The 19,035-nt window shown below is 52.7% G+C and carries 14 protein-coding genes; all 14 read left to right on the forward strand.

The annotated features are described in order from the left end of the window. Positions 1-56: 56 nt before the first annotated feature. The 14 genes from COO92_RS20440 to rfbC all read left to right on the forward strand — a co-directional run bounded on the left by COO92_RS20440 (position 57) and on the right by rfbC (position 18,696). Positions 57-1,847, forward strand: coding sequence for a type I secretion system permease/ATPase (locus COO92_RS20440; RefSeq protein ID WP_101304790.1), 1,791 nt, complete (start codon positions 57-59; stop codon positions 1,845-1,847). Further along, positions 1,844-3,226, forward strand: coding sequence for an HlyD family type I secretion periplasmic adaptor subunit (locus COO92_RS20445; protein WP_101304791.1), 1,383 nt, complete (start codon positions 1,844-1,846; stop codon positions 3,224-3,226). Before COO92_RS20440 ends, COO92_RS20445 begins: the two co-directional genes overlap by 4 nt. A gap of 340 nt (positions 3,227-3,566) precedes the next feature. Continuing rightward, positions 3,567-4,361 carry a calcium-binding protein gene (locus COO92_RS20450; RefSeq protein WP_101304792.1) on the forward strand — a complete coding sequence of 265 codons (795 nt, stop codon included), beginning with the start codon at positions 3,567-3,569 and terminating at the stop codon, positions 4,359-4,361. Positions 4,362-4,433: 72 nt separating this feature from the next. Further along, positions 4,434-6,674 (forward strand): glycosyltransferase, encoded by a 2,241-nt coding sequence (locus tag COO92_RS20455; RefSeq protein ID WP_101304810.1) that lies wholly within the window; start codon positions 4,434-4,436, stop codon positions 6,672-6,674. Next, on the forward strand, positions 6,671-7,516 hold the full coding sequence (locus COO92_RS20460) for a class I SAM-dependent methyltransferase (protein ID WP_101304793.1): 846 nt from the start codon (positions 6,671-6,673) through the stop codon (positions 7,514-7,516). The genes COO92_RS20455 and COO92_RS20460 overlap by 4 nt, the downstream gene beginning before the upstream one ends. Further along, positions 7,513-8,775, forward strand: coding sequence for a glycosyltransferase family 4 protein (locus COO92_RS20465; protein ID WP_101304794.1), 1,263 nt, complete (start codon positions 7,513-7,515; stop codon positions 8,773-8,775). Before COO92_RS20460 ends, COO92_RS20465 begins: the two co-directional genes overlap by 4 nt. Before the next feature lie 19 nt (positions 8,776-8,794). After that, positions 8,795-9,583, forward strand: coding sequence for a hypothetical protein (locus COO92_RS20470; protein WP_101304795.1), 789 nt, complete (start codon positions 8,795-8,797; stop codon positions 9,581-9,583). A 72-nt stretch (positions 9,584-9,655) separates the two neighbouring features. Continuing rightward, positions 9,656-11,851 (forward strand): hypothetical protein, encoded by a 2,196-nt coding sequence (locus COO92_RS20475; RefSeq protein WP_101304796.1) that lies wholly within the window; start codon positions 9,656-9,658, stop codon positions 11,849-11,851. Beyond that, positions 11,838-13,160, forward strand: a complete 1,323-nt coding sequence (locus COO92_RS20480) for a glycosyltransferase family 4 protein (RefSeq protein ID WP_101304797.1) — start codon at positions 11,838-11,840, stop codon at positions 13,158-13,160. Before COO92_RS20475 ends, COO92_RS20480 begins: the two co-directional genes overlap by 14 nt. 38 nt (positions 13,161-13,198) lie before the next feature. After that, positions 13,199-14,389 (forward strand): polysaccharide pyruvyl transferase family protein, encoded by a 1,191-nt coding sequence (locus COO92_RS20485; RefSeq protein ID WP_101304798.1) that lies wholly within the window; start codon positions 13,199-13,201, stop codon positions 14,387-14,389. Positions 14,390-14,496: 107 nt separating this feature from the next. Beyond that, positions 14,497-15,492 carry a UDP-glucose 4-epimerase GalE gene (galE, locus tag COO92_RS20490; RefSeq protein WP_101304799.1) on the forward strand — a complete coding sequence of 332 codons (996 nt, stop codon included), beginning with the start codon at positions 14,497-14,499 and terminating at the stop codon, positions 15,490-15,492. 98 nt (positions 15,493-15,590) lie between these two features. Continuing rightward, positions 15,591-16,796, forward strand: coding sequence for a polysaccharide pyruvyl transferase family protein (locus tag COO92_RS20495; protein ID WP_101304800.1), 1,206 nt, complete (start codon positions 15,591-15,593; stop codon positions 16,794-16,796). Between the two features lie 85 nt (positions 16,797-16,881). Next, complete coding sequence (locus COO92_RS20500) at positions 16,882-18,078, forward strand: hypothetical protein (RefSeq protein ID WP_240626541.1); 1,197 nt, start codon at positions 16,882-16,884, stop codon at positions 18,076-18,078. A gap of 3 nt (positions 18,079-18,081) precedes the next feature. Beyond that, positions 18,082-18,696 carry a dTDP-4-dehydrorhamnose 3,5-epimerase gene (gene rfbC / locus COO92_RS20505; protein WP_101304802.1) on the forward strand — a complete coding sequence of 205 codons (615 nt, stop codon included), beginning with the start codon at positions 18,082-18,084 and terminating at the stop codon, positions 18,694-18,696. Positions 18,697-19,035: the final 339 nt, after the last annotated feature.

Raw genomic sequence — 19,035 nt, forward strand, 5'->3', positions numbered from 1 at the left:
ACTATGTGAGTAGATTGCGGAAAAACTATGACTTTTGACCGATTGGATGAAAATCGATGCATTTTGGTCGCAAAGAACCAACAAAAGCGGTGCAAACTAAAGAGGTTAGACCGGGGCTTGATGCGAAGTCTGTTGTGCGCGAGGCGCGATATACGTTCGTTCGCGGGCTTGGCTGGGCCGGAGTGATGAGTGGTTTCATCAACGTCTTGCAGTTGACAGTGCCCCTTTTCATGCTGCAGGTACATGACAGGGTCATCAACAGCCAAAGCACCGATACATTGATCCTGCTTTTGGTCATCGCGATTGCAGCCATCATTCTTTACGGCATTCTGGATTTTCTGCGCGCACTTGTGTTTCAGGAAATGGCGAAGTCTTTGCTGCGTCGGTTGAACCTGCCTGCAATTTCGGCGGCGATGCGAGTGGCGCTGGAAAAAGGAAGCCTGCATGGAACCCAAGTATTGCGGGACTTATCAGATCTGCGCAATTTCATCACTGGAACGACCATCAGTGCCCCACTTGAAGCGATCTGGTCGCCAATATTTTTAGGAGTGATGTTCGCGCTGCATCCCTATTACGGCATTGCAGGCCTGGTCGCTGTCCTTACCCTGATAGGATTAAGTCTGTTGGGGGACTTGTTGGTGCGTCAGGTCACCAAAGAAGGCACCGACGCCAATTTGCGCAATATTGGCGACATTGGCTCGACGGTTTCAAACGCAGAAGCAATTGAAGCGATGGGGATGCTGCCGGCCTTGTCGCTGCGTTGGCGTCAAGCACAACTTCATGCCAGTGAACTCCTTGATGTTGGCAATATGCGCAGCAAGGGGATGTATTCTGTCACGCGTTCCGCACGGTTTGGCATGCAGATCATCGTTCTGGCGATGGGGGCATACCTTGTCATTATCGGTGAAACCACGCCGGGTGCAATGATTGGTGGTACCGTTATTATGGGACGGCTTTTGTTGCCGTTTGACAATGTGACACGCGACTGGCGTGCGTGGGTCGGGGCTTTTTCGTCATGGAAGCGAATCCGCTCCATGCTTGAAGAAAGCCAGTCCGAGCGTGAGATTAAGCCGACACCGCGGTCCGAAGGTCCGCTTATCGTTGATAATCTGGTCTATGCGGTGCCCGGATCAAATGTACCGGTTTTACGCTCAATCAATTTCGAACTGTTTCCCGGTGAGATCCTAGGTGTCGTCGGGCCATCTGCGGCAGGTAAATCGACCTTGTCGCGCATGTTGGTTGGTGCGGCCAAACCATCCGCCGGGGGCGTTTATCTTGATGGGCATAATGCTTACTTGTGGGAGCGGGGCTCATTTGGCGACATGGTTGGTTATTTGCCGCAATCGGTGTCGCTTCTGAACGGGACGATCCGCGACAATATCAGCCGGATGCGTGATGCCAACCCACGTAAGGTAATCGATGCGGCGCGTGCTGCAGGTGTGCATGAAATGATCGGGCGGCTGCCGCTTGGCTATGACACCCCAATCGGGGCCGGGAGGCATACACTTTCAGGTGGTCAGCAGCAACGCATTGCGCTTGCACGCGCACTTTATGGTTGGCCACGTCTGTTGGTTCTTGATGAGCCCAATGCCAATCTTGATGCCGAAGGTGAAGCATCCTTGATCCGTGCTGTCCGTCAAGCCAGCGAGTCGGGGGCGATGGTTGTGCTGATTGCGCATCGGCAAAGCATTATGCAGTACGCCCATAAATTGTTGGTGATGCAGGATGGACGGGTCAAGCAGTTTGGCGAGCGTACTGATGTTATTCAAAGTCTCAACGCAGACGATGACGATGTCAAAAGTCTGCCTGCCGTGAAGCGCAGCCAGCGAAATGGAGGTGCGGCATGAACCGTGTCATTAACGTTGATGATAGTGGTGCTGTCATTCCGTCTGACGATCAGCAAGTTTCCTGGCATCAAATTCTTGCCGAAGAACGTCAGGCATCGCGCCAAAGTCTACGCAAGCCGATTATTGCCGGACTGACAGTTATCATACTGGGGTTTGGTGGTTTTCTGACGTGGGGCTTTACCGCAGAACTTGATAGTGCAGCCGTTGCGACCGGGTCGGTGATTGTTGATTCGAAGAAAAAGGTCGTGAACCATTATGAAGGTGGCATTCTGAAAAAGCTGCTGGTTGACGAAGGGCAGCACGTCACCGCGGGGCAAACTTTGGCTTTGCTTGACGGGACGCGCAGTGAGTCGGAAATCGGTCAGTTGCGCGGCGAACGGTTTGGTCTGATGGCGAAACTTGCGCGTCTGCGGGCGGAACAACGTGGTCAGGGTAATATTGCATTTCCCCAAGAACTTACAGCAAGTGATGAGGAATATGTCGGCGATATTTTGAGCGATGAACAACGCCTGTTTGCCAAGCGCAATGAAGTCTATGCCGCCAAGCGGGACGCGCAGGCCAAACAGATCGAACAGTTCGAGGCGGAGGCACAGGCACTTGTGTCGCAGATTAAGGCCCGGACGCGTCAGGAAAAACTGGTTGCGGAACAACTGAAAGGCATTCGGCAGCTGGCGGACAAGGGGTTCGCAACGCGCACCCAACTGGTTGAGGTGGAAAATAATTGGTCCGACCTTGTCGGGGACATGGGCGAATTCAAGGCCCAAAAGGCAGCCGCCCAGCAGCAAAAGGCAGAGGCTGAGATTAATCTGGCATCTATTGAAATGGAGTGGCAAAGCGACATTGCCACGGAAATTCAGGAAGCACAGCTTGCATTCAATGATGTTACCCAGCGGATCAGGGCCAGTAAGGATGTGCTTGACCGGCTTGAGGTGAAAGCACCGCAGACAGGCACGGTTGCCAATATCCAGATCAGAACGCCGGGTGGTGTTATCAGTCCGGCTGAGCCGATCATGGATATCATTCCCGAAGACGAACCGCTGGTGATCGAGGCGCGGATTAATCGGCAGGATATCGATTCTGTTCAGGTGGGTTCAAAAGTGCAAATACGTCTGACCGCCTATAGTCAGAGGCGTCTTTCGCCTCTTATCGGGGAGGTGCGATATGTCGCACCTGATCAAACGGTCGATGAGCAGCGTGACAGTTCTTATTACATCATCCGTGCTGCGATTAACCCCGAAGAGCTGGCAAAATATGACGATATCAATCTGCGACCGGGTATGCCGGCAAATATTCTGGTTCTTAAAACGCCACGCAAGGCGATTGATTACCTGATCGATCCGATCGTTCAGAGCATGGATAAGGCCTTCCGCGAGGAATAAGGGGCCAAAAGATTTCCCTGTTTTCCATCAGGCTGCCCCAGATTTTTAACGGGGCAGCCTTTTTAATGGGAGACTTGATTTAAATTTGAATTAAATAAAAAACAAACAAAAAACAATATCATTTAAATAAGTAATCAATAATTACATGTAAAATTGAAGTGCGTCATAATGTTGACAAAATAAAAACACCACAATACCCTCCACTAACAAAGTAAAAAAATATAGTCTTTCTGAGTGGCCGTTCAGGGCGGTGCTTAGATCGCCTGGAGGGAACGGCCATCCTCTCGCGAGGGAAATATCCCCGCGATGTCATTAATGTTGGGACACGAAGGAGGATTACATGGCAACTCTCGAAGGCGGCGCCTTTGATGATGCGCTTCTCGGATCTCGTTTCAGTGACGTCATCTTTGGACGTGGCGGAGACGATACAATCTTCGGACAAGGCAATGACGACGTGCTGTTTGGCGAAGAAGGCGATGATGCCTTGTTCGGCGGATCAGGCGACGACGTAGCACTTGGTGGCGAAGGTGATGATCTTCTGTTTGGTGGGTCGGGTGACGATGCACTGATCGGGGGCAGCGGGAGCGACCTGATGTCGGGTGGCTCTGGCGAAGACGTTCTGTCAGGTGGATCGGGTGACGATATCATGCTTGGCGGATCAGGAGACGACGTTCTGGACGGTGGTTCGGGCGATGATGTCCTGGTCGGCGGTGCTGATAACGATATCTTGCTCGGTGGTGCTGGTGATGACGTCATGCTTGGCGGCTCTGGAGACGATGTTCTTCAGGGTGGCGAAGGTAACGATGTTCTTCTGGGCGGCTCCGGGGATGATGTCCTCGAAGGCGGTGCCGGGGACGATATCCTGTCTGGTGGTTCTGGTGGAGATACATTCGTGTTCTCCGGCGGCGGCGGAAACGATGTCGTTCTCGACTTCCAGGCTGGCGAAGACATGCTTTCCATTAGCAGCAATATAAACGACACCGGTATTGAAGGTGCCGATGACGTTGCTGCGCGTGCAACGCAAGTTGGGGCCAACACCGTTATCGACCTTGGCAATGGTGATTCCATCACCCTTAACAATGTCGATGCAGAAGACGTACAGGACGATCCGGATAGCTTCTTTAGCGTCCAGTAATCCGTCAAACGGCGTCCGCAGTTACGGCTGCGGACGTTTCGTCCTGAACTTCAAGTTAAGCGAAAGATGGTCATGCTTGAATTTGCCTCGTCCGATGCTGTGCGGACGACCGGCGAAGCGCCGGACGTTTGTCTGCTCAACCCAGATACCTTGATGTTGATCTGGGATACACCGACCCGCTTGTGGGAGGTTCCCAGACTTGAAACTGCTGCCGGTGTCGCGATTTCACCGCAAGCAACATTGCGTCTTCCTCTAAATAGTGGCGGGACACGGTTGTTGCGTGTGATTAGGCGTCCAAAAGACGAGCCGGTCTCGTTTCTGGCGGAAGCCGGGACACTTGGTCGTAAAGACGAAATCACAATCGAGCCAGATGGCGATTTTGAATTCGCAAATGCATCTCTTCTGATTGAGGGTGTTACACCTTCCGGGCGTCTTTCGCTGGTGTCGACCTTGCTTGGCATGTGGGCGAGCATGTTCCGTTTGCGCCTGAGCAAAAGTTACAACCGCTTCCTTAATCATCTTGTTTCCGAAATTGTTGAACGGCCGCAGCGCGCCCAGGCGCTGGCAAAATTGTCCGATCAGAAAATGCTGATTGCCGCCGGGCTGCCCGAGGCGTTCAAAGAAATCGAAGCCGTTTTTATCGTTTCACCATCAGGTTTCCGTCGTCTTGCGATGTTGCCTCATACCAGCCATCAGGGGCCGCGTGGGCAGGATCTGGTCTATATGATTACCGATCGTGCAGGCACAGAAGACGGCGCATATCTTGTTGTGACCGGTGTGCGCACCTTGGCCATTCGTCATCTTCCCGGCACCACGGTTTTGCCATCCCTGTCGCGTTGGTGGCAGGCGCGTGGCAAATCGGATGCTGATCTCCGCGAATACATTATTGGCGCGCTGGCACGGTCCGATATGAAGGCCAGCAAGGCCGCCATTGAATTTCAGTTGCGCTGTCCACTTTCAAGTCAGCGAGTTGCCGGTGGCGGATCGCTGCCAAGCGGTGAAGTCGACCTTGCCGTCACAACGGCACGGGGCACGCTGATTGGCGGCTGGTATCGTGATCCTGTTGATATGATTGCAAGTATCGATCTTCTCGATAGTAATGGTATTGCCCACCCGTTTGGCGATGGGTTTTATCGGTATACCGGAAACGTTCAAGACGAAGACCGTACCGTTCCAGCGACCGGGTTCGTCGGATTTTATCAGGACATTCAAAGTCCTGTACCAATCCTTCAGCCAAGAAGCGTGATGCGCCTGACATCGGGAAACCGTCACTTGATGGTGCCACCGGCACAGCCCATTGACCCGGCAGAGGCACGTGCGCGTATCTTGCGCGCGGTTCCGCCACAGCATTTGAGCGATGAGATCATCGAAAATTGTTTGGCGCCGGTGATTGGCGACCTGCAACAAAAATTGATGGGGTCCGCAAAGGTTGATCACATCATTGAAATGGGCACGCCGCACGAAGACCCGGATGTTTCGATTGTTGTGCCGCTATACCGTGTCCTGGGATTCCTGCGCGCGCAAGTCGGTGCCTTTGCCTGTGATCCGTGGGTTGCGAAAAACTGTGACCTGATTTTTGTGCTGGATTCCCCTGAGCAGGTCGAAGAATGCGAACATCTTTTGCGCGGATTGCACATTCTTTATGGCATTCCAATGCGATTGGTGGTGATGACCCGAAATGGCGGCTATGCGCGTGCTTGTAATGCCGGGGCGGAGGTTGCCCGTTCTCATCTTCTGGCAATGCTCAATTCGGATGTCATCCCCCATACACCGGGATGGGCGCAAGGATTGGCCTCGAAAATGGGTGGCCCACAAGAAGTCGCTGCCGTTGGGCCAAAGCTGTTGTTTGAAGATGGCTCAATCCAGCATGCCGGGATGTATTTCGCCCCCAACGAGAGCGGAAAATGGCTGAACTATCACTACCACAAAGGTATGCCTGATCAGTATCGGGATGCCAATGTTGAACGTTCCGTGCCCGGTGTTACAGGGGCATGCATGATGCTGCATCGGGATGCATTCAACGAGGTTGGCGGGTTTACCGAAGACTATGTCATCGGTGATTACGAAGACAGCGATCTGTGTCTGAAAATCCGTCAGGCCGATTTTGACATAAAATACATTCCCGACGTCAGTCTTTACCACTTCGAGCGCAAGTCAATTTCGACCCATGCCGACTATATGCGTGGTGTCGCTGCCGAATATAACGCGTGGCTTCATGCGTCGCGTTGGCGCGACATGCTCGAAGATATCCATGCCAATGGCGTTCCCCAAGAACGTTCCCCCAGCAAAACAAAACATGGAGCCGCGGCATGAGTCAGGTTCTCGCCTTGTCGGAACATCAATCCCCGGCCCGTGATGCCGTGGATGACACCTATCTTGAATGGCTATGCCAGCAGATCATTGCGAACCACTTCCTGCCGGTCCCGCCGGAGGAGGCCGTTTTTGTCGGTGATGGTGACTACCGGATGATTGGTGCCGAGTTCCTTGGCCATTTTGTCCGCCGTGCCGGGCTGGTCCCAACGGATGATGTTCTTGATATCGGTTGCGGTATTGGTCGGATTGCAGTGCCACTCACCCAGTTTCTTGATCCGGAAAAGGCAATCTATCGCGGGCTTGATCCCGTGGCGAACGGGATTGAATGGTGCAAACGTTCAATTACACCAGCCTATCCGAATTTCCGGTTCGAAACCCAGGATATCAAAAATTCGCTTTATAACCCCGAAGGATCCATCGGCGGGCGCGGCATGCGATTGCCTTTTCAGGATGGAACATTCGATTTCACTGCAATGATCTCGGTGGCGACCCACCTGCCACCAGAAGAAATCGAAACCTATTGTTCCGAGGTATTTCGTGTGCTGCGTCCGGGAGGACGGATTTTCCTGACCGCGTTCATTCTCCGGGAACAAGACGACCCGGCCAAGCCGGGCAGCGATGTGCGTCTGTCGGGACTTGAAAAGGTCGAAGGTCAGCCGTGCTGGTATTTGCGCGGGGAGAACCCCATGGCGGCGGTCGGGTTTGACGAAGAATTTATCGTCAACGTCCTGACGTCAGCAGGCTTTGAAATCAGCTCAAAAAGCTTTGGTGGCTGGCGCGGTGAAACGGCCGAGCACTATCAGGACTTCCTTATTGCCGAAAAACCACGGAGGATCGCATGAACCCCCGTATTATGGTGCTGGCGCATAACCACCCGGACCTTCATCCCGGCGGAACTGAAATATTCGCCCATGATCTTTTCCATGCTTACAAGCGTGCGGAATGTGATGCCCTGTTTGTTGGTGCAACCAATGATGTTCACCGTGAACGCCGTCCGGGTACAAGCTTTCAGGCGATTAATGAAGCCGGTGATGAAATGCTGTTTTGGGCCGGGCATTTTGACCGGTTCAATATGTCGCAAACCGATCTTTATGCGGTTGCCCCCGATTTTACCCGATTGTTGAAAAGCTGGGATCCGGATGTTGTCCATATTCATCACCTGGTCCTGTGGGGTATCGAACTTCCAACATTGATCCGCCGCGTTTTGCCGCATTGCCGGATCGTCATGACCCTGCATGACTATTATCAGATTTGCCCGAATGACGGTCTGATGATCAATCGCAAAAACCGACAGCGGTACACGAAGGCCGATGCAATTGGTCGCTTGTGTGGACTGGATGGATTTTCCCCGGATCAATATTCCATGCGGGCCGTCAATTTGCGCAATCACCTGCGTGTTGTTGATCAATTCATCTCGCCAAGTGAATTTCTTAAGGACCGTTATGTCGACTGGGGCATTGAGCCTGAAAAGATTTCAGTCATTCAAAATGGCCGCCCCCCTGTTCCCGCCGCCCCCAAACGCGACATGGGAACGGGTATGCCCAATGTCTTTGGCTATTTCGGTAATCTGAACCCCTGGAAGGGGGCCGATGTCTTACTTGAGGCCAGCAACAAACTGGTCGAAGACGATGTTGATTTCGATCTTCGTATCCATGGTGACGTGCTGTTCCAGACGACCGAATTTACCGAGCGGATGGAGCATCTGTTTGAAAAAACCGGCCATCAGGTTCACCGGCTAGGGGCGTATGAGCGCGCAGACCTTGCAGAACTGATGGCGCGTGTCGACTGGGTCATTGTGCCATCCATATGGTGGGAGAATGCGCCGCTTGTCATTCAGGAGGCCTTCCAGCACGGACGTCCTGTAATCACCAGTGGTATTGGCGGCATGGCCGAGATGGTGCGCGATGGTCATAACGGCATTCATGTGCGCCCAGATGATCCGGCAGAACTGGCCCGTGTCATGAAGGACTGCGCAACCAATCCGAAACTTTGGAAAAAACTGTCAGGGCACGTCCGTGCACCTGCCGCGATTGATGATGTCGCGCAGGAATATCTCGTGATGTTTCGTCAGATGATCCGCCCCGATTTTGTTGCAGCCTGATTTTACTTAGGAGCGCTTTATGGCACTCGCAGAAAAACAGACGGTCAAAGATAACGCCCAACCAAATGCCACTATGGCAGCGGGCATACCACCAGATGTCAAAGACGCAACGCCAACCCTTGAAGGACGCGTTGACGCCATTGATCAGAACCGCCTGTTTGGCTGGGTTTGGTCACCTGAACGGCCTGATGCGCGTGTCGATGTTGTCATTCGCCTGAACGGGCACGCGTTAATAAGGATCAAAGCCGAAAACGAGCGCGTTGATTTGCGTCGCAACGGAATTGGTGATGGTAAGCACGCCTTTGAAGCTGAGCTGCCCGATGCCGCCTTAGCCAGCGCTGAAAACATTTCGGTATGTGCGGTCATTCCCGAGACCGGCGAAGAAATTGACCTGCGCATTCCATCGCAAAGCGAACAGGAAGCACACACTGCGCTAAATGCGCCGCTTAGTAAGATCCTTGATCGGCTTGATCGACTTTTAGCAGCCCAGCACATTTTACAGAACGGACAGCGTGAAGCTGCCAAGCGTCTTGTCAGTGCGTCAAAGCGCATGGACGAACTGGCATCTGCGGATGATGGCATTGAAGCAGGGGTGAAGCTGGTTCGGACCGGTCAGGAAGAAATCTCCAGCCGGGTGGATGAACTGGAAGTGTTTCTGGTGCGTTTCGACAAGTCGCTTGGCGGGTTTGACGAACGTCTTTCGGTCCTGACCGCACGCCACACCAATGATCTTAGAACACCACTTTTGATCTTGTCGTGCCTGATCGGGGTAACGGCGGGATTGGCAATTGGTGCGGTTGTCTGGTGAGCGTGCGGGCATGAAATTTTTTACATCGCTGACGACAGACACAGACCCCGATAAAGACAAGGAGGTGCGGGCATGACTGAAGCTTATGGAATGCCTTTGGATGGCAGAACCGTCGTTGCCGCCTTGGTTGATGATGGTTTGGCATTGATGGTCGGGGTTGGGAATGCCCTGCCAGCGACTATTGATATTTATCTTAACAATCAGTCCGATGCCAAAATACAGGCATCGGTGATCAGTTGGCGTCGCAACGAAACCGATCAGGAAAATGCATACGGCTTCGTCGCCCTTTTGCCGATGAAGGATGTCTCCCCGCGTCGCCTTAAAACCGCATTGTTCCGTGGGGCGGGCAAACCACGCGAATACCGGATTGAAAACCGGCAACAGCGGATTGAATCAATCCTTTCGTCTGTTGCAGACCAAGCGGGCCCTGCGTTTGCCACCGTCATTGATGGTGTGATCGAGGCATTACTTGCAGGGGACCCGGACAAAAAACGTCTGCGTAAAGTTGCGGCCCTTGTTCAGATTGCGGCACGCAGCAACGGCTTTATCGAAGTACTTGGCGGCCTTGAAGAAGGTGAGGTTTACATTCAGGGCTGGTCAAGCGACTTCCCGGTTGGGCGGACACGCGTCATCGCCATGGACGATGCGCCGATCCTGGCGGAATTGACCAGTGCTGATTTTCAACGTGATGATCTTGGTGACGAGGCATCAGGCGTGACCGGGCTTATGCTGGGTGACAAACCGATCAACCCCGGCAAGCTCAAGCGCGTTTATTTCCGTGGGCGTGAAGGTTGGTATTCTATTGAGGTTTATCAGCAGCGTGTTCTTGTCGCACCGCCCGATGTTCCGGCCCATATTCGCTCTGTCTTGGGGCGCGTTCGGGCTCCTGAGAACATCCTGCATCAATTGCGTATGGCCGCACATCGTTTTGATGGTCGCGATACTGTTTCCGAACTGGACCGTCCGGTGCGGATCGGGATTGATTTCTCGCTCCTGATCGAAGGCAGCGGTGTTTTGATTTCAGGCTGGATGCTTGATCCTGATCGCGCGGTGGAAAATGTATCGCTGCGTGTCGGGGGTGAACTTGTTCGGATTGACGATCACTGGACACGGCAGTCACGTGCAGATGTTACCGGCGCCTTTGCAAATGATCCGATGTTTTCGGGGATGAACCCGGCGCGCAACAATCACGGTTTCCTGGTGTTCTGTTCGTTGGAAGATACGCCGCCATCTGATCAGCCGGTTTATCTTGAACTGGGAATTGTTGATGCCTTTCCGGCGTATTGCCCCTTAAACCCGACACGTGCATCGGCCCGTCAGGCGCTGTCGCGGGTTTTGCCTTCGCTTGATCCGCGTTCGGTCACCGCATCGAACAGTATCGAGCGCCAGTTCGGGCCCATGTTGCAAGGGATGACAGCCCAAAACCCATATGCGGTTGATGTCCACGATATCGGTGATTTTGACGAAGATGCGCCGGTAACACTGGTGGTCGGTGTTGATGACACGATCAATGATATCGGGGTGACAATTGCACTTCTGGGGCTAGATCAGGCCACCCGTCACTTGCCGATTGTGATTGCCGGGCCGGTTGAAAGTTTTGACCTCGTCGGCAGCGACATGCTGCGTCTTGCTGCCTTTTATAAACTCAATACCCGGATCGTTTTCGCCGAAGGGGTGGAAGACTTTTGTGATGCCCTGGAAGTCGGTGTTGCAGCAACCAATTCGGAAACCATCGGGCTTGTATCAGCCCATATTTTACCGCGTGACGATGGCTGGTTTGACCAATTATTGGCCGCTTATCGCAAGCGCGGCAGTAAGGCACTTGTGTCACCGACCATCCTGTTCGAAGACGATTCTGTTCGTTGGGCAGGGACATGGATCGATGGTGACACCAAAGGTGGTCAGTATTTGTCAGACCGATATGTCGGCTATCCCTGCGCAGTTTTGGCCGATGCAGAACCAAGCGAAGTCAGTGCGGGAACCTTGGAATGCTGCATTCTGCCGCGTAAGGCATTTGTCGATACTGATGGCTTTACGCGCGGCTATATCGGTCCGGCCGAAAAGAGCCTCGATCTTGCGCTGAAGCTGCGTATGGCAGGGACACCATCCTACTGGATCCCCGAAGTCGAAGTATTGGGCAGCGAACAATCGATAAGCAGCGCCCCCGCCTGGGAGGAACTTTCGCATCGTCTTGACCGCTGGGCGTTTGATCGTCGCTGGTCTTTGGTCGTCTCAAACTTGCGGAGCCATAACAATGCCGTCGACTGATTTGCGTGTCCTCGTTATTTCGCATGGCCATCCCAGTATTTCGCTGGGTGGGGCCGAAGTGGCCTCTTACAATCTTCATAAGGGTTTGAATGCGCTTGATGGGGTTGAAAGCTTCTATCTTGCGCGGGTCGGTAACCCTGTTCCGCGTCATGGTGCATCTGCATTGATGAGCCTGCGTCAGAAGGACAACGAAATCCTTTATCATGCGGAAAACTATGATCATTTCCTTTTATCAAACGGCAGCACAGACGAGATAGATCGTGATTTCCTGCGTTTTGTGAAGGATTACGAACCGGACGTGGTTCACTTCCATCACTATCTCGGCCTTGGGCTTGAGACGATCTACGCCATTCGCGAAGCTTTGCCGGAAACTGCGATATTCTTTACATTCCATGAGTTTTTGACGATCTGCCACAACCATGGACAGATGCTCAAAAGCGGTGGAACGAAGCTGTGCAACCGGGCAAGTCCGATTGAATGCAACGGATGCTTCCCGGACATTTCCCCGGCCTCATTCCTGCGGCGTGAACGGTTCATCAAGTCGATGCTTGAACTGGCCGACCATTACGTATCGCCCAGTGAATTTCTGGCCAAACGCTTTGTCGATTGGGGCATGAAGGCCGAAAAGATGTCGGTGATCGAAAATGGTCTCGACATCGATGAACGGGCCAAGGACCGCCAGCTTTCCAAAACACAGCCGCGTCGGTCACGCTTTGCCTTTTTTGGACAACTTACGATGTTCAAGGGTGCGGACATCTTGCTTGATGCGGTGGGGCGTGTGCCCGATGAAATCTGGGGCGATGATGCGCGCCTGATGATTTTTGGCGGCAATCTTGAACGCCAACCTCCTGAATATCAGGAAAAGGTCCACGACCTGATCGAGAAGGCCGGTGATCGGGTCCGTTTTTACGGGGCCTATCAAAACACCGAAATGCCCAAGCTGATGGAGCTAGCCGACTGGACAATCATTCCGTCGATCTGGTGGGAAAACTCACCCGTGGTTATTCAGGAAGCCTTTTTCCATGGGCGCCCAATGATCTGTTCGAACATTGGGGGTATGGCCGAGAAAATCACAAACGGGGTTAACGGGCTGCATTTCCGTGTCGGAAGTGCCGAAGATTTGGCCGACCGTCTGATTGACGTTTTAAGCGACAACAAGATTTGGGACCGGATGCGCGAGGGGATCCCTCGTGTGACGACCTATGAGGAATGCGCCGAGCAACATCTCGCGCAGTATCGGGAGGTTCTGAAAACGCGCCTGCTATCTGCAAAAGCCGCCACTGAGCAAAATGTGGCAAGCACGGCATGAATTCGGAACAAAAACGTGATCAACCAAGGAGACACAATATGGCGCGCGTTCTCGTAATGATCCCGTCGGGCGAAGTCTACGACCACGACTGCGTCCGTTGGTACAACTATCAGGATGTTCAACGGAGCATCGATCACTATCACAATATCGGTGACGCCTTTGTCTATGACTCATCGCTGAAGCTGATGAACTACGACAAGCTCGGTGTTCTGCCGATTGCCGAACCCAAGATGGAAGACATCGACCGTCTTCGCGAGGAATATGACTATGTGTTCTTGCGTGGGTCGAACTACATCCATTCTGACATGGACTGGCGGAACACGATCGAGGTTCTTAAACGGTTGAAACTGCCGGTTCTGGGATTTGGCATCGGTGCGCAAGCCCCGGTCAAAGGGAAACTTGAGCTTTCTGATCAGACCAAAACCGTCCTGCGGATGATGGCTGATTCCACCACATCAATTGGTGTGCGTGGTGCCTATACTGCACAGGTTCTATGGGATCTCGGCATTACCAATGTTCGTATCGTCGGGTGCCCAACGGCATTTCGTCAGAACAATCCGGATATGCGGATCAAACTGCCGTCCCTTGAAAGTGTCAAGAATGTTGGCATTACCCTGCGTCGCGAAGTCTCGCCGGCGTATGCCCAGGACATTAAACGTTATCTGACTTTCCATCGGGATCTGGTCAAACATCTCGCTGGTCGTTTCGATGACATGACCCTGATGGCGCAAGGTGAGCCCGAAGAAAAGAAACTGGTCTTTGGCTCTAACATCCAGCGCGAAGAAGCCATGCAGGCCCTTAAAAACAACGACTGGGTCAAGAACTGGTATCTAGACGATACGATGGAACGCCTCTACCGCGAAAAGCTGTTCTATTCCGATGTGGTATCTGATTACGAAGATCTCGTCCGCCGGAAGGATTGCGTTCTGGGCTATCGCCTGCACGGTAACCTGATGGCGCTCTCGAACGGTGTGCCGTCGATCTACTTTACCTATGACAGCCGGACGGTCGAATTCGCAGAAACCTACCAAATCCCGTCGTATGACGTGTTCTCGACAAAGGAATTCGTGCTCGAGGATTACTGGGATCAGGGCCTGTTCGACAAGTTCAACCGCGCTTGGTTCCAGACTTATCGCGAAATGGCTTTGTTCCTGAGCGAAAACAACATCGATCACAAAATGGTCGATGTCATGAACGCCGACACGCAACTTGAACGCAAGGTGGCGTGACCGCATCCGGTACAGCTGCTTTGACTGTCCCGGAACGGGGCTCATAGCGGCTGTGCTTTCCCAAAGCTGTTCAGAAAACTGAACAACATCAACAAGGAGACACGGCAATGACTGTACTTGTAACGGGTGGCGCAGGATATATCGGTAGTCACGCAGCACTGGCGCTTCTTGATGGCGGACGCAACGTAGTTGTTCTTGATAACCTAAGTCAGGGATATCGTTGGGCGGTTCCCACTGGGGCTGCGTTTGTTGAAGGTGATTGTGGCGATTATGATTTGGTGCGTCGGGTTATTTCCGAACATGACGTCACGGCAATCATGCATTTCGCGGGCTCAATCATTGTGCCTGAATCCGTAATCTATCCTCTGGAATACTATTACAACAACACTGTGAATTCACGTGCCTTGGCGCAGGCGGCTGTGGATAGCGGGATCGAGCATTTCATCTTTTCCTCAACAGCGGGTGTCTACGGCGAACCCAAAAGCACGCCGATCCTTGAGGACTTTTCACTCAAGCCAATATCGCCGTATGGCACATCAAAGATGATGACCGAAAAGATGCTGGCCGATGCGGCGATTGCCCATGATCTCCGGTATGTCGCGCTTCGCTATTTCAATGTTGCCGGTGCTGATCCCAAAGGTCGGTCCGGGCAAACATCACGTAAGGCCACGCATCTGATCAAGATCGCCAGTCAGACTGCGACGGGTGCGAGGCCTCAAATGGCAATCTATGGCGAAGATTACGACACGCCCGATGGGACATGTATCCGGGATTACATCCATGTTTCCGATCTCGCCAAGGCGCATGTTCTGGCGCTGGAATATCTTGAAGACGGTGGTGAAAGCGACGTGATGAATTGCGGGTATGGCCGCGGGTTCTCTGTCAAGGAAGTCATTGGTGCCGTCAAACGCGTTTCGGGTATTGATTTTGCGGTGGAGCGTGCTGAACGTCGCCCGGGTGATCCGGCGGCATTGATTGCAGCGGCTGACCGGGTTCGTGAAAAGCTCGGCTGGACGCCAGAATATGATGACCTCGACGCCATCGTGCGCCACGCGCTTGATTGGGAAGAAAGTCTCAAAACACGTCAGGTGGATGCGGCCTGACCGCATAACGATCTAAAACTGAATTATTCAGATACGAGCAAACGGTTCGATCATAACGCCGATCAACGGTGCGAACCAAGACAGCAGGAGTTATGTCTATGAGCCAGGTTTCCCCAACCTCGGGCCGTAAGCCCCGCATTGGCGTTTTAATGCCCGCAGGCCGAATCGAAGGTAACATCGGTGTCGTCACCCATACATATGGTGCGCCCGAAAAGGCAAAAACGCTGTTTACCAATATTGGTGACTGTTTTGTCTATGACTCATCCTTGCGCATTCTCGACTATTCCGAACTGTTCCCGATTTATGTGCCTGCAGACGGCAATCTGTCTGAAACACAGATCGAAAAGATCAATCAGTTGGACTACATCTTTTTGCGCGGCTCGAACTATATCAATGCCAATGGTCAGTGGGATCCGATTACGGCGGTTCTTGAAAAAACTAATGTGCCGGTGATTGCCTTTGGCATTGGTGTTCAGGTGCCGGACAATTCGGAAAACTATGTCAATGAATCGACCAAACGCTTTTTACAGCTGATTGCTGATCGTTCCACCACAGTTGGGGTGCGGGGCAACCTGTCGAAAAAGGCGTTGAATTCGATCGGAATCAAAAATGTTCGCATTTTTGGCTGTCCAACCGCATTTCGTCATTGCAAGCCGGAATTGAAATTACCGCGCATTGAGGCATCTGCCATCAACCGGCTCGGCTTTACTCTTCGGCGCAAAACGCACGGCTTCCAGACGCTTCAACGCTATATGTTGCGGACATTGGCAGAACGCTATGACACCGAAATTCTCTGTGCAGGCGAACTTGAAGAAAAGCAGATTTACTATGCGCGTACCAAGCAGGTCGAAAATGATGATCAGGTGATGAAGGATGCGGTTCAGAAACTGACGGCCGAAAAATGGCTGTTTGGCGGAAAAGACCCGCTTCTTGATTTGTATAAGTCGTCACTGTCGGTTTTTGAAAGTGTTGCCGATTTCGAAAAGGCAGAACAATCCCTTGATGCTGTGACGGGCTTTCGACTGCATGGCAATTTGCTGGCACTCGCCAACGAAGTTCCGGCACTTTATGTCACCTATGACACCCGGACCCGTGAATTCGTCAAGACGCTCGGTATTCCATATATCGATGGGCGCTACATGGACAAATTCTCGTTCGAGGAAGCTTGGGACAATGCTGATTTCGATCTGTTCGAGAAAACCTATCAGCAGCGTTTTGGCGAACTGAAAAAGTTCCTTGAAGAAAACAGCATGGCACACCGTCTTGGTCGCGTCCCGACCCCCTATGTCGCAGAGGCGGCGTGACATTGCTGCCTGAGGCACATGGTCGTTCCCCCAGAACGCCATGTGCCTCGTATTTTCCCCACTGATGATGACAGGGAAATTTGCTGTGCCCAGACTGAATCCATCACGACGCATGATCGCGACCATAGCCTTTGCCGCCGGTATGACTCTTGGTGGTCTTGTCGGCTGGAACCCGCCCGTGGCTGCAACCGAAGTGACCGTCTCTGGATCCGAAAAAGTCATATTCGATAGTGACGTTTCAGGGTGTGACAACCATCATTTACCAGACTCCCCCGCCCGGGCCTTTCGCAATGCCCAAGGCAAGATGGTGATGTTTGCCCCGAATTTTCAAAATCGGGCATTTGTTGGCTATGGGTTTAATAGTCTCAAGCCTGATTGTGATAGCCGTTTTATGGCCGCAGGCAAGGCATCCCCGGACCTGCTTGATGACCGGACATGGTTGCAGGCGATTTATACAAACGATGGGCAGAACGTATATGCCCTTGGCAGTGCCAGCTTCATGCCCTATCGCCATGATATGCCGTGCAAAGACCGCACCAAGCGGACCGATTGCTGGATCAATGGATTGGTGACGTTAAAATCCACGAATGGTGGAAAGACGTTTGATTATCTGGGCAGTCCGCCGCATCACGCACCGTTTCCGCCGCCAAAACCCTACCGGGATGATCGCAAACGCGCGCCAAGTTATGTGACGGTGACCAATATCATTTCATGGCAGAACTATCTTTACGCCATTGTCTGGCGCCGCGCGGATAACTGGGAAGAGTCGCGCAACTGTCTGGTGCGCGCACCTGCCAATGACCCATCACGGTGGGATGTCTGGAATGGAACGGAATTTGAAGAAGCCGCCTCATTGACCGACGCAGGATGGTCGGTGCGGCAAACTGAATGTGCACGCGTTGGACCGGTTGGCGTGTCGTCGATCCGTGGGCTGGTGCGAGATGAAGCCAGCAATACATTTATTACCGTATATCTGCACCGTATCCGTAAAAAGGATCAGCCTGATGTCTCGGGATTTTTCTATTCCACTTCAAGTGATCTGAAAAACTGGTCCGCACCGAAACTTCTATATGCCCAACCATTGCGTCGTGATGCTGATGAAGGCGAACCGTTTGTGGCCTATCCGTCGATCATTGATGACGACAGCATGGACCGTTTGTATGGCACCGTTGATGACCAAGCCAGTCTGGTTTTTGTCCGTTTAATGCCAAAACCCTACAAGGATCGCTGGCGGGTTTCGCGCCAACTTGTCCGCGTGCCGATCACGATCAAGGAGGACTAGCCAATGCCAACCGAATTTGACACGTTTGAAATTCAAGGCCCGGTTTTGTTTGTGTCCAACAGACATCGTGACCCACGCGGTATTTTTGCCGAAACCTTTCGGGCCGACGAATTCCGGGATGCAATCGGGGATGTCGATCTGGTTCAGGAAAACCAGTCGATCAGTCATCCGATCAATACGGTGCGCGGTTTGCATTATCAGGCCGAACCCCACGCGCAAGGCAAACTGATGCGGGTTGTTCAGGGAGCTGTTCTTGATGTCGCCGTTGATATCCGCCCGCATTCACCGACTTTTGGACGCCATATCAAAATCGAATTGAGTGCCGAAAACTGGTATCAGCTGTGGATTCCTCCGGGATTTGCGCATGGCTTTAAAACGTTACGGCCCGATACCCACGTTATCTACAAGGTATCTGACTATTATAGTCCCAGCCATGATCACGGGGTGGCATGGAATGACCCCGACCTTGGAATTGACTGGGAACTCTATGGCCAGCAGGCCGTGCTTTCAGACAAAGATCGGCAACAACCACGGTTCTGTGAGGTTACCCCACTGTTTGCGGGTGGCGCGATACCGGCGGATGTCTCACGGCAACACGGACAATTTGCCGCGCGCTAACGCATGCGGAATGAAGGTCGATTTTGGTGCTCAGGCAGTGTGGGCTCAGCTCACCTTAAGGTGGACGGTTTTAAATTTGTCGGCTTTCTGGTCGTATTGTGTGAAGGGCAAATAGCTGCCCTGAGCCTGCTTTGGTTTGATCTTGATGTCTTCGGGGGCGAATCAAGTTTCACGGAAACTGGTACTTAGTAGAATCCCATTTGTGTTTCTGTGTGGGGGGAAATCTAAAAGGACGCAAAAACGGCTAATAAACTAGGTGAAATTTGGTTGTATTTGGCGAATGAACATTGGAAATCCAGGCGTTTGAGCCTCTTTTACGGTTTTCTGACATTTTTTGCC

The sequence above is a fragment of the Thalassospira lohafexi genome, from assembly GCF_002844275.1.
Classification (GTDB): domain Bacteria; phylum Pseudomonadota; class Alphaproteobacteria; order Rhodospirillales; family Thalassospiraceae; genus Thalassospira; species Thalassospira lohafexi.